Origin of the sequence: Zooshikella sp. RANM57 (genome assembly GCF_050749885.1) — a bacterium.
GTDB lineage: Bacteria > Pseudomonadota > Gammaproteobacteria > Pseudomonadales > Zooshikellaceae > Zooshikella.
The window spans coordinates 818859-832059 of record NZ_JBOIUB010000001.1; the positions used below are offsets into that span (position 1 = coordinate 818859).

At 37.9% G+C, this 13201-nt stretch carries 7 protein-coding genes; 1 reads left to right on the plus strand and 6 read right to left on the minus strand.

Annotated elements, in window-relative coordinates; translation table 11 throughout:
• Positions 1-79: 79 nt before the first annotated feature.
• The 6 genes from ACQ96U_RS03140 to ACQ96U_RS03165 all read right to left on the minus strand — a co-directional run bounded on the left by ACQ96U_RS03140 (position 80) and on the right by ACQ96U_RS03165 (position 6824).
• Positions 80-691 carry a class I SAM-dependent methyltransferase gene (locus ACQ96U_RS03140; RefSeq protein WP_431719774.1) on the minus strand — a complete coding sequence of 204 codons (612 nt, stop codon included), beginning with the start codon at positions 689-691 and terminating at the stop codon, positions 80-82.
• Positions 684-2162, minus strand: a complete 1479-nt coding sequence (locus tag ACQ96U_RS03145; RefSeq protein WP_431719775.1) for a cytochrome P450 — start codon at positions 2160-2162, stop codon at positions 684-686. Before ACQ96U_RS03145 ends, ACQ96U_RS03140 begins: the two co-directional genes overlap by 8 nt.
• Before the next feature lie 326 nt (positions 2163-2488).
• A complete protein-coding gene (locus ACQ96U_RS03150; protein WP_431719776.1) occupies positions 2489-3148 on the minus strand; it encodes an O-methyltransferase in 660 nt (219 codons plus the stop codon).
• A 38-nt stretch (positions 3149-3186) separates the two neighbouring features.
• The gene (locus ACQ96U_RS03155) at positions 3187-4212 is read right to left on the minus strand and encodes a hypothetical protein (protein WP_431719777.1); all 1026 of its coding nucleotides are present in this window, start codon (positions 4210-4212) and stop codon (positions 3187-3189) included.
• A 152-nt stretch (positions 4213-4364) separates the two neighbouring features.
• Complete coding sequence (locus tag ACQ96U_RS03160; RefSeq protein WP_431719778.1) at positions 4365-5549, minus strand: hypothetical protein; 1185 nt, start codon at positions 5547-5549, stop codon at positions 4365-4367.
• A gap of 63 nt (positions 5550-5612) precedes the next feature.
• Positions 5613-6824, minus strand: coding sequence for a leucine-rich repeat domain-containing protein (locus tag ACQ96U_RS03165; RefSeq protein WP_431719779.1), 1212 nt, complete (start codon positions 6822-6824; stop codon positions 5613-5615).
• A gap of 849 nt (positions 6825-7673) precedes the next feature.
• Between ACQ96U_RS03165 and ACQ96U_RS03170 the strand changes: the two genes are divergently transcribed.
• Positions 7674-13172, plus strand: coding sequence for an amino acid adenylation domain-containing protein (locus tag ACQ96U_RS03170; RefSeq protein WP_431719780.1), 5499 nt, complete (start codon positions 7674-7676; stop codon positions 13170-13172).
• Positions 13173-13201: the final 29 nt, after the last annotated feature.

The following is a 13201-nucleotide window of genomic DNA, read 5'->3' on the forward strand; positions in this document are numbered from 1 at the left end:
ACTTTAAATATACTCATCAAGAATAATTTTAGGTGTAAAAAAGTGCCATAGTAGTAGAAGTATTAGGTATATAATATTTTTATTTTATTGACTTTAATATAATAAAATGATCGTCGGTTATCTCTTCTTGAATTGGCGTTAGTCCTGATTTCTTGAGTAGTACTTTAATGTCTGGTAGTGCTTTTAAATTGGGTAAACGTTGAATAATATAGAGGAAAAACTTAACAAAAAAATTTGGAGGGCAGTGCTCTGCAAGAATGAAAATACCTCTGTGGCAAAGAACTCGATTTATTTCTTTTAATACCGAAAGCTGGTTACGCCAGTGACCAAATGATGTTGTACAGATTACAAGATCAATGGTGTTATTGGCGAGTGGAATTGTTTCTGCTTTTTTAGTAATAAATTTAGCATGCGGCAATTTTTTACTGGCTTGTTCAATCATTGCTTGGGCTGGATCAAGACCAATAACTTGAGATTCAGGCCAAAAATTTGTAAGTTGTTGTAACAAAGTACCTGTTCCACAGCCTATATCCAATATTTTTGAGGGATAGGTAGAATAACTGTTAGTTGCCCAGTTAAACACCTTAGTTTGCGCTGTTATGCAATCTTGACCGTACTTTTGATCATATAACGGGGCTATGCGATTAAAAATATCAATATAACCAGGATCTCGTTTTATATATTTATGCATTTTTTTCAAATGACTCCAAAATATTTCCCTTTATTTCAGGTGCTTTTAAAAAACGACTGGGTGTTTCCAGTTTTACAGTTAAACCCTGCTTAGCAACTAATGAAATACGCATAGAACGATCGACCTTGCTACCTGTAATAAGTGAGGGCCTAAAACGTTGTAAGAGTAAAATTAAAATTAATTTTACCTCAAGCAAGGCGAAATGGCGGCCCATACAGTTATGTTCTCCTGCACCAAATGCAATATACTCAAAAGGTGAGGGTTTAAGTGATGCCCAGCGTTGGGGGTTAAAACGTAAAGGCTGATTGAATACTTCTGGTATGCGGTGCGAAACATATGCACTGAAAAAAATAGTTGTATCTTTATTGATAGGATAGCCATTTAGCTCGGCATCTTCATTAGCATAACGAATACCAAAAGCTGCAGGAGGAAATAAACGTAAGCTTTCTTTTATTACCCAGTCAAGATAGTTTAATCTTGATAAATCTTCTATGGTAGGCGGTTTACTATTAAGGGTTGTTTGTAGCTCTGTGAGTAATTGGGCATATTCTTCTGGGTGTTGGTCTAATAAAAATAACGTCCATAAAATTGCAGAGGCACTGCTCTCATGACATAGTACAGTGTATGCTTCACCAATAAGTTCATCTTCACTGAAGCCAATCCCTTGATCATCTCGAGCTGCAATAAGTGCTGATAATATATCATAACCTTGCGTTGAAGCCTTACGTTTTTGGTGGATCATATTTCTAATGATTGCTTCAATAGATGCAGCACATTGCAACATTTTACGGTAGGTGCTTCCTGGAACATCAACAGGAAAAAGTAGTGTAGCGGAGGAACCCGCTGTTTTTAATAAAAGTGCTATGTAATGCTCGAGCTTTTTCGACAGTGGATTTTGTTCAAGCCCAAACATAGTCTTGAGTGAAATTCGGGTGATTAAGCAAGTAATATCCTGATCAATACGACGTACTTCGTTTAAACTCCAAGTATCCAGAGTTTCCTGAGTGATCGAAGTAATACTATTGAGATATTGATCAATGCTGTTTTTTTTGAAAGCAGGTTGCATTAGTCGACGGTGTTGGCGGTGTTTTTCACCATTTATTCTCAGTAATCCCAGGCTGAGCCGTTCCATGGACGACCCAACCGGAAATTGACTTTCCCTAAATGCATCTGCAATAAACTGTTTTGACTGGGTAAATAACGCTTGGTGAAACGTTGGGCCAAAGATAGCAATATATTTTGGATCAGTATTATCCCAGCTGCTTATTTGTCCATAGGCTTTATATGTTTTCATAAAAAAACCTATAGGATCGTTTAGCATGCGAAGCCCTTGCCAACGCCAACCAATCAGTGGTGTATGCCGATAACCTGGTATTAAATGAAGGTTAGATGTAGTTGCAGTAGTCTGATGAGAGTGACTAGTCTGTTCAACGTTAGTGGTTGCTTTAAGGGAGGTTGGTAAGTGAGACATAGAGTTATACGCCATACTTTATATGATTAAGTAGTGGGCTAGTAAATAAACAGTGAGTAAGACATGAGTGGACTATTGTAGATTTACCTATCGTTTGTAATTTGTTTATTAAACTTAAATATTGAGTCACGATGGAGATTATCTCTGATAAAACTCATTAATAGCATTTGGGTACCTCCAAATATAGTGTTTTTTTGTGAGAGCAAGGAAGCTCAACACAGAGGATTGCAGTGTAGGAATACATAAGGATCCACGTATAACGCTGACACGGCTATCACGTAAAAAGTGAACTATGAGAGGTACCCATTTGTAAGATGTAATGTACACTAACGCTTTAAGGCAAGTGTTAAACCATCAGCAAAAGGTAAAAAGCTTAATTCAACTCGATTGTCATGATGAAGTTTTTTATTAATTTGACGTAGTGATGTGGTTTCTTCATCCTCTATTGATGGATCTGCAACAGCGCCAGACCAGAGCGTGTTATCTAAAATAAGCAGACCACCTTTTTTGATTAACTGCAATGCAGACTCATAGTAATTGTCATAGTTTTCTTTATCTGCATCTATAAAGGCAATATCAAATGTACCTGCTAATCCTTCATCGAGTAAGCTGGTTAAGCTTGATTTAGCATCACCAATCATGGTTTTTATTTTATGATCAATTCCTGCTTCATGCCAATAGCGGCGGCCTATATTTACCCATTCTTCATTGATATCACAACCAATCAGTAAGCCATCTTCGGGCAATGCTTGGGCTACACAAAGTGTGCTGTATCCGGTAAAAACACCTATTTCAAGCGCTTTCTGAGCATGTGTGATCTTTGTCAGTAGCGCCATAAATTGTCCTTGTTCTGGCATGATCTGCATGTTGCACTCAGGCATTTCTCCCGTTTCATCACGGAGTGCTTTAAGAATGCTACTTTCTCTTAGCGAGTTATCACGGATATAGTTAAGAATAGTTTGATTGGTTTCAACGTGATGTATCATGTGGTTAATCCTTTACAGTATAGTTGTTGATACTAATTTTAAGAAATAGTTGATTTTGTATGAATTGTATTTAGCCGAGATTTTTTAAAATTAGTTAATGTATCTGCTGCAGATATTTGGTTTCTGGATTGCATTAATAAGCTTGGAGATTCATCTCCAACAAATTGTGTGCAAACAAATTTATGAGCATCGTAACTTGCTGACATGGCCTCATAAAATGAGTCTCTGCTTTCATGTAGCTCTGAGGGTAATTGATTGAATATTTTTTTCGTATTGATAAGCTGTTTAACAAGTTGTTCATGATCTCGCCAATGTAGGCCACTCATATCTTCAGGAGCAATGGGTGGAGTGAGTGTTGGACGCACAGACTTTTCATACTCACTGTAAGTATAATCGCCAGTAAAGCGGAAGCTAGACTCAACTCCCCACATAATAGATGTAGCTATACCTAAATAATAGCGTGCTGCTGCAGTATTGCCAGCGTTTACTTCATTGCGAAAACTATTTATGGCTATGATAAGTCCTTGACAAAAAACCATAAATACATAGTGACCTTTGGTCCAACGCTGAAGTGCATCACGCTGAGTATTTTCCATTACTGGAGGGGAGATTAAAGGTGGATTATGAGTGTGTGATTGCTCTGACTTGAACAGTTTCAAAAGAGCATATAGTGCATAAATAAGTCGTCCCCACTGTGTTTGATCTAAAGTTGTTCCTCCTTGCATCGCTTCTTTAAAAATAAAATTAAAGGCTTCAAGCGCACTACTTAGCATTAGTAATGAAAGGTTATCTGTTGAGCGAATAATATTAAAGGCATGATCATTATCTTCATTACCTTTTGTTCCTATATATATGCAATCTGCTTTAGAAAAACCACTGTGTGATGTATTTAGTGTGTTAAGGTGTTTTTGTAGCGTTTGATGAAATTTTTTAGCTGGTAGTGTAAGGGGGAAATCTAATAAGTTATTAGTGGTCTCTAAAACAATGGGTAAAATATCAAGTAATTTAGCATGCTCAGGTATTAACTCTGGGACAGCCAAATAAAAATTAGTTGATTGAGGCATTGTAAAATCCATAATTCCATATTTACCCTTTGGGTATATTGGTTTTATCTAACACCTATAGATGAATTACTCTATCTTTAGTGATGAATGTGCGGTGTTATTATTTGTTGTGAGCTTTTTATACTATATATTTTGTTATTTATATACAATAATCACTCATTTGAATTTATGTTGTTGTTCATTTTTGGCGCTACAGAAAGTTTAAGGATATAGGCCTCAAGTTTTTTTAAAAATTCTCGATCAATATTGCGTCTTATACCATGATCATAAGGCATATTGCTTTCAGCTACACGTAAATATAGATCACTATTTAGCAAACGCTGGTAGCCTTTAGTATGTGTATCAATAAGGTAACCTGAACCCATTGTTTGATTTATACTGCTTGTTAAAACATTGCTGTTTTCTGTTGCGTTCAGGTTATTAACGTTAATGGGTAACTTATGGCGTAAGTTTAGTTTTTCATCACTACTACAACTATATTTATAACTGTTATGACAAGAACCACAGTTGGTGTGCATATAGCCTGTCAGCCACTTTTCAGTTGAAGAGCCTGGTAGTTGGTAGTCCATTAATTGTACAAAAAACTTTGGTCTATTTGTTTTTATGCGGTTGTTAAGCCAGAGATCTACTAAATTAATTCCCCCAGTAATCATTTGAGGATGGGCGCTGAGCTGAATGGTATCAAAGCCCAAAGCAAAGTCATAGTCATTGTGAGTACTATGACAGCTTTCACAGTCTGCTTTACTTGGGATTGTATGAAAACTATTGGGTACTTTCACGCGTTGATCTGCAGGGGTCATAAATGCATTGGTTTGTTCTTCGTTCCATTGATAGGTTTTGTATTCCCATCGATCACTGGCTGATGCACCACTCAAAGATACTTTATAAGCAATGCGTGTTTCTAAATAACGGTCTTTATCACTAAATGATTTCCATAATACTGTACCGATAGGGAACTGCCAATTATTAATATTTGTGGCATCAATTTGAGTGCCTGGCGGAAGGTAAATATGACGTTTTTTACGTTCACCATCTGAAAATAGAGGATAGATAGGAATATGTAGGTCAACAGCTGGGTTTATTGCAGCTTGTTTAAGATGAGTATTAGCTTGTATTAGATACAAACCTGTGTCTGATAGACGTTTAGCTGCTTTCAAACGCTCGATTTGTACAGATACTTTTTTGGTGTCGTCAAACAAATATTTTTCTTGGTCATGATATGGTGTTTCAGCATTTGCATTTGAACTTGTTAAAAAGTAAAAGCTTAGTATTTGTAAATATAGGATGCTAAGTTTATTTTTATATTTATGGTTTTTATGCGGTAGTGTACTGTTCACTTTTAAAGTTCCATTCTATGTAATATGCCCAAAATGAAGTTGTATTTATTTTAGGTATAATAGCTACTCAAATAGTATATCTGTTTGTGGCAGCTGGTATATTAACTGTTGAACTTGATCTGGGGGGAGTATTGTTTCCCTGAGGTCTAGCCATTTTAACTGTTGCATTGAGGTAAGCGGTAAAACATTGTGAATGGCTGTACCTCTTAAACTTAAATGAGTTAAATATGTTTTATTGATGAGCGTATCGAGTGGAGAAACCGTAGAGAAACTGATATAAAGTGATGAAAGATTATTTAGACTAGAAATAAAATCCAGCGACCGATCTTGAATAAAGCTGAGTTCGAGTTCTTTTAGCTCAGTCAGCTGGGCAAGAGGGCTATAGTCCTTAACATTTATTGTCCAATTAAGATGTAACGTTTTAAGGTGTTCAAGTCTACTAATGGTTTCAACTTCTTTGATAGGAGTTTCACCTAGGTTGAGTTTCTCGAGTGAAGTTAATGACTGAATAGCAGAGATATCTTCAAGGTGTTCACTGTAACGAGCATTTAATTCAAGAAGTGACTCAGCATTCTCTAAACCAATTAGAGAGGTTAGTTTTGATTCTTGTATATTTAGTTTTTCAAGCTTCTTTAATCCAAAAAGAGGGATCAATGAACGAACAGGTGCCCCTCTTAAGTGAAGTTGCTTTAAACTATGAATGTTTCTAAGAGGGGATAAATCTTTTATTGACGTGCGGCTTGCAAAAAGGGACTCTAGCGTTTGGTGTTCCTGTAAACCATTCAACGATTGTAGAGGAGTATTATATAGTGTCAGTATTTTTAACTTTGTTAATTTAGCGATATCTTGTAATGATTGAATGTTGGTGTTGTCCAAATATAAAGTATCAATATTACTGAATTGTTTGATGCTTTGGATATATCTTAATGGTGTTCCAGATAGGTAAAGTGCATGAATGCTTTTGGGGGATGTAAAAGGAACGAGCTCTGTAATATTAGTCCAGCTTAAATTTAAGCTACAAATGTTTCTTGTGTTCGCGATCCAATTGATCTCACGCTGGGAAATTGTTTGATAGGATAAATTGATACATAGAGGACGATTTTGCTCTTGGGATAAGGTTTGATAGTTGCCAACATGACTAACTGAATAGCAAATACTTTCACAGTTTGACGCATTGACAGATTCAATAAACAGCCAGGCAAACAAGGATAGATAAATGCTTAGTTGTTTGTTAAATAAGAATTTATTAAGCTTCCCATAGGTGCTTTTATACACAAACATTTCCTCCTATATCCCTATACTTGTTAAAGGCGTCTATTTTGATAATTCTTAATGCCGTAATATAAGTAGCTTATCTTTTTATGATGAATAAACTTAATTTTACTGTGTGTCTGCAAAAAAAACTTCGCGCTAGTATTTAAAGCCAAAAGAAAAAGTGTTCAGTTGTATAACAATAACATAGTCTCATAGCTTCGTATATTTTGTATGTTAACTCCATACGTGTAAAACTTAAGCTTATGATGATAATGTATAGACATAAGTTGCGATGAAAATAGATTTCACGCTCAGTTAAAGATGTCCTTAGCTTTAGTTTGGTAATAATTTATTAGCACAATCCCTATATTTAATAAGTGATTGTATAACCTTTAGTACATTTAAAGTCAATACGACTAAAGTCTAATTCTTAGCTGAATATAATTTCTATAGACTGTCAGTGTCGAATATTGGATGAAATGCATAATAAATAAGAACTTGTCAGTCGTATTTTGACTTTTAAAGAATGTTGCAATTTTAGCTAAGGTTAATAAATTAAGTTTAGTATTAGATGTTAGTTTGGTATACGTGTTTTTTACTTATTTGAATAAGTGGATTTTAATTTTCCTGAAAAATAATTATAACTGAAGGGATTGACTTTGTGCTGGTGAAGAGATTATTTTAGTTTTAATAAAATATATTAATGCCTGCCATATTGATTTGTATAAAAAATACTAAGACAGTAAATAGTTAGGGTGTTGCTGTATACTTGTTATCTAGAACATAAAACCTGCTCGTTGTCGTTCAGTGTTATATAGAAAATAAAAAATATAAAATGAATGAAGTGGATATCAAAAACTGGATGTTAAAATGAATTCACTGGTAGAAGTGCTTCGGAATCGAGCACATAATAACTCAGCTGATGAAGCATATACGTTTATTGCTGATCAAGGTACATCAGATAAGTACATGAGCTATCAGATGTTGGATCAGTCAGCACTTTCTATTGCAGATGTTTTGCTCTCTGCAGGGTTAAAAGGTAAACGCATGCTATTGCTTTATCCTCCCAGCAGTGAATATATTGAAGCATTTATAGGATGTTTATATGCGAATGTGATAGCTGTCCCTGTTTATTCTACAGATGAAAGCAGACTCGATAAGCAATTAGAGCGTTTAAGTACAATTATTGAAGATTCTGATGTTTCTGGTGTACTAACAACATCAACATTAGGCGAACAAACTCGATTGCTTGTAGACAGTATTGTTTCAGCTAATAAGCTTAAGTGGGTAAATACTGATTTAATTGAAAGAGTAGCCAATAAGAGCTTTCATTTGCCTGTTATATGTGGCAATGATATTGCCTTTCTACAATATACATCAGGCTCTACACAGTCACCTAAGGGGGTAGTGCTTACACATAACAATTTACTGCACAATCTATCCTGTATTTTCAACCATTTTGAAGTAGAAGCAAATACGCGTGTGGTAAGCTGGCTCCCCCCATACCATGATATGGGATTAATTGGTGCAATTTTAACGCCGCTCTTCGGTGGGGTGCCTGTGACACTAATGTCGCCTCGTTATTTTTTACAAGCCCCACTTCGTTGGTTATCTATTATTTCACACTATACCAATGTTATTAGTGGTGGACCAAACTTTGCCTACGAGCTGTGCCTCAGGGCTCTTAAGCGCCGAAAACCTGACAACCCTTTGGACTTACGTGAATGGAAAATTGCTTTTTGTGGAGCTGAACCGATACGACCTGAAACGATATCTAGATTTTGTGATGCTTTTGTGCCATTTGGTTTTGACTCTCATGCCTTTTCTTCTTGTTATGGCTTGGCCGAAAATACTTTAATTGTTAGTGGTTCTGTGCGTGGTCGAGGCACAAGGATCTTATCTGTTGATAATCCGTCTTATCAGTCAAAAATTATCCAGCCTGTAGATCAAGGTGTTTTATCAAAATCGCTGGTCAGTTGTGGGCGTGTTGTTGCTGGGGTGCAGGTGGCGATAGTCGATCCTAATCAACATAAACGCTTATCAGAGCATATGATTGGTGAGATCTGGATTAAAGGGCAAAGTGTTGCAAAGGGCTATTGGCAGAATGATAAGAGCACAGAACTATTTAATGCACAACTGAACCATAAATTAGACTCAAAACCTGATTCTAAACAAACTGATATAGGTTGGTTACGTACGGGCGATTTAGGTTTTTTTGATCACAATGAGTTATTTGTTACTGGCCGCTTAAAAGACTTGTTGGTGATTCGTGGTAAGAATTTTTATCCGCAGGATATTGAGTATGTTGTTGAAAATAGTCATCCGGCATTACGTCCAGCATCAACAGCTGTATTTACAGTCGATAGTGATTTAGGTGAGCAGTTGGTTGTGGTGCAGGAATTGGCCAGAAAATTCCAAGGTCAACATTATGCACAACAACGTACAGATGTTGTGATGTCAATTCGCACTGCAGTTGCTGAAAAATTCGACTTGAGCATTCATCGACTGGTGCTCATTCAAGCAGGCACGATTCCAAAAACTTCTAGTGGGAAAATACGTAGAAGTGCGTCTAAACAGCGCTTTTTGGAAAATAAGTTGGTGACAGTGGTGAGTGAGTGCCAACCAGAAAAAATAATGAATATTGAGAGAGGCAATGCTGAAAGAGCTATTAATAATGCACTTTCAATAGAGTTGGGGGAAAACTACTCAATTTTATTAGACAATGTTGCTAAACACTGTGGTATCAATATATCTTCAATTAAGCCGACAATGACATTATTCAATTTAGGGTTTGACTCGGTGTCGTTACTTTGGCTACAGCATGATTTGGAGCAAGATTTTCAATGTGAAGTTCCGTTGCCATTGCTACTTAAAAAACAATCACTTAAGGCGTTACGTTTAGAAATAGATAGCTTATTGTCTAATAAATTAATTGAAAAAAATGATGCCAATAAGGTTGATCAAGCTATTGTTCCCAATCCTCATTTGTCGAATTTTTCGCTTTTTCAACCAACAGAAATGCAACGTTCATTTTGGTTTTTACATCAATTGGAACCAGAATCAACAGCTTATATTGTTGCTCGTGCAGTAAAAATAAAAGGTGTCGTCAGTAAACAGGCATTACAACAAACTTTAAATGACTTATTAAGTGCACATACTGCACTTCGCAGCCGCTATGTTGTGGAGAATAATGAGCCTTTCTTTTCACACTTATGGCCAGCGCAAGTTGATGTAATTAATGTTGATATTACGGACTTGCCTGAAAAAAAAGTTCAGGCAATGGTTGCTCAGAAAGCATATGAGCCTTTTGACTTAGAAAATGATTATTTAATAAGACCAGTACTGTTTTCTCGGTCAACGCAAGACACTATATTTTTATTGTCTTGTCACCATAGTATCATTGACTTTTGGTCGATGGCTTTATTTCTTCGTGACTTTTGTCAACAATATAATCATTACAATTCTACTAATACTCAGCATGATGTGGCTAAATGTACGCTTTCTCTAAAAGGAAGTGATTTTTCAATATTTAGTCAGCATTATAATCAGTATTTTTTTCGAGAGCAGGACTGGCCATATTGGCAAGCACAGCTGAAGGGAGAGTTGCCAAAACTTCGGTTGCCTGATTTTCAAGAGTCTACTTTGCCATCAAATAATGCACCTTTTCCGGCTAGAACAAGTGCAATGCGTTACAAATTTGAAGTGAACGCAGTACTTCATCAACGTTTAAACGATTATGCTGATCAGCAGGGTATAACCCCTTATGTTGTATTGTTAACGGTATACAGTGTGTTACTACACCGTTATTCAGGCGATCACGAATTTATAATCGGCTCACCTGTTGTAAATCGCACTTTTCCAGGGGCCGCCGAAATAGTGGGCTGTTGTGTAAACACACTGCCATTGAGAATAAAAATAGATACTTCTTTTTCGACCACTGAATTAATGCGGAGTGTACAGTCAGTGGTGACAGGGGGACTCAAACACCAAGCTTTTCCTTTACCTAAAATGATAGAACGGCTTGCGATACAGCGTGATGGTGCTCATACCCCTTTATTTCAAACGCTATTTAATTATTTAAATAATTCCTCTTTACCTTCATTGTCAGCGTTGGCGATGGAGGAGTTTACAGCTGATAGTACACTACTGCTTGGATCAGCAGAACTGACGGCTTATCCTTTACCACTTGCTGATCCTCAGTTTTTACTCAGCCTGACTGTGGCAGCAAAACCGTTTTCTCAAACATTAGCACAAGCTGCTAATGGGTTATGGTGTGCCTTTGACTATGATCAGAGTCAACTTTCAACCTCAACAGTGCAACGCTATGCGGAACAATTTGTTGACTTACTCAGGGTTTGGCTTGATCACACGGGTGGTTTGGAAGATTTACCCTGGATGTCAACAGCAGCTTATTCTAAGTATGAATACCAGCGCTTGACGGAATGGAATAATACTAAAACTGTTGATGTTTTGGCTGAACATGATCTGCCAGCTTTATTTCAACGGCAGGTTCAGAAAACGCCTGATCGTATCGCATTAACGGTGGGACAAACACAGTTTACGTACTTGCAGTTAAGCCATCATGCTAACCAGGTTGCTGAACATTTACTGGCACTCGGTTTATCAGCGGAGAGTAAAGTTGGATTATTTACGGCTCGAGATCAGCACTTAATTTTTGCTTTATTAGGGGTGCTACAAGCAGGGTTGGTTTATGTGCCCGTTGATCCAAGCTACCCTGAATCACGTATATCGTACATTTTAGAGGCTGGTGAGGTTGATGTCGTACTCGCATCTGCGAAGCTATTACCCCAATTACCGAATGTGACATGCCCCGTGTTTGAAATCGAGGCGTTAACCTCTTCAAGCTTAGTGCCCGAATGTCCCACTACTCAAATTAAACCTGACCAGTTGTGTTATGTGTTGTTTACCTCCGGTTCAACGGGCCAGCCAAAGGGTGTCAGCATCAATCACCACAATGCAGCAAACTTGGTACATTGGGCAGGGCAAGAGTTTACAGAGGAGGCACTGTCTGGTGTTCTAGCGTCAACCTCAGTGTGTTTTGATCTATCCATTTTTGAAATATTTGTACCGTTATGTCATGGGGGAGGGGTCATTTTGGTTGAAAATGCCTTACAACTTCCTTCATTACCACCAACCTTAAACGTTACTTTGATAAATACCGTACCCTCAGCCATTGCCAGCCTGTTGAGCCAACAAGCTATTCCACCGTCAGTAAAAGTCATTAATTTAGCTGGAGAACCACTACGAGCCTCTCTGGTGCGTCGGCTTTACCAGGAAACAGACGTCGCTCAGGTGATTAACCTTTATGGTCCTTCAGAAACTACCACCTATTCAGCCATGGCCAAACTCTCAGCGCAGGTCTGTGAGCCTGTAGCGATCGGCTTGCCAATTGCCAATACCACCCTTTATGTATTGGATGAGTTATTAAACGAAGTGTCAGTAGGTATGGTGGGTGAGTTATATATTGGCGGCTTAGGCGTGGCTCGAGGCTATTATGCACAACCAGGAGTGACGGCAGAACGCTTCATTCCTGACCCATTTCAGTCTGAGTCTAAAGGTAGTCGTTTATACCGGACAGGTGATTTGGTTCGTCGAGGTGATGATGGTTTGTTACGCTACATTGGACGTACTGACCATCAGGTGAAACTCCGGGGCTATCGCATAGAGCTAGGTGAAATTGAGTCGTTACTTTGTCAGCACCCTAGCGTTAGCAATGCTGTAGTACTAGTGAGTGAGGGTAATGATGACCAACGTTACCTAGTGGCTTTTGTGGTTAATGCAGCTTATCCAAATCAGCCTTTGGAGCAGGAAGATCAGCAGCTGAGAGCGTTTCGTGCTTACCTTGGGCGTTATTTACCTGAATACATGATACCCACTCAGTTTTTAGTCGTAGATGAATTGCCACTCACGCCTAACGGTAAAGTAGATCGCCAGCAGTTGGTACAACAAATACCACTTCTTACTGATCACATGGTATCTCATAGAGACAAATCTGATTATCTGCCACCCACAACCCCGTTAGAGCAGAAGCTTCATGCTATTTGGCAAGCGCTTTTAAGTGGCCAGTCAGGAATATCTTCTGGTTTTTCCCAAGCAGCTTCTCAAGAGCACTCTTTAAAAATAGGTGTGCATGATGACTTCTTTCTTTTGGGGGGAAACTCATTGTTGGCTGTCAAGCTAGCCAGTCGAGTGCATGAGCAGTTGGGCATAAAGTTGAGTGTACAGGAACTGTTTTCGGCCCCCACTATTGCTCAACAGGCTAGGCTGCTTACCCGTACTAAACAGCAAGGGCAGCAAATAACAACATCGATAAAGGCCCAGCCGCGAGTCACTTACTCAAAACAGTGAAGCTGGGAATACGTATCAGTTGGTAAGGG

Coding starts and splice junctions, on each gene's coding strand:
- ACQ96U_RS03140 (WP_431719774.1), bottom strand. CDS start 691: ATGCATAAATATATAAAACGAGATCCTGGTTATATTGATATTTTTAAT.
- ACQ96U_RS03145 (WP_431719775.1), bottom strand. CDS start 2,162: ATGTCTCACTTACCAACCTCCCTTAAAGCAACCACTAACGTTGAACAG.
- ACQ96U_RS03150 (WP_431719776.1), bottom strand. CDS start 3,148: ATGATACATCACGTTGAAACCAATCAAACTATTCTTAACTATATCCGT.
- ACQ96U_RS03155 (WP_431719777.1), bottom strand. CDS start 4,212: ATGCCTCAATCAACTAATTTTTATTTGGCTGTCCCAGAGTTAATACCT.
- ACQ96U_RS03170 (WP_431719780.1), top strand. CDS start 7,674: ATGAATTCACTGGTAGAAGTGCTTCGGAATCGAGCACATAATAACTCA.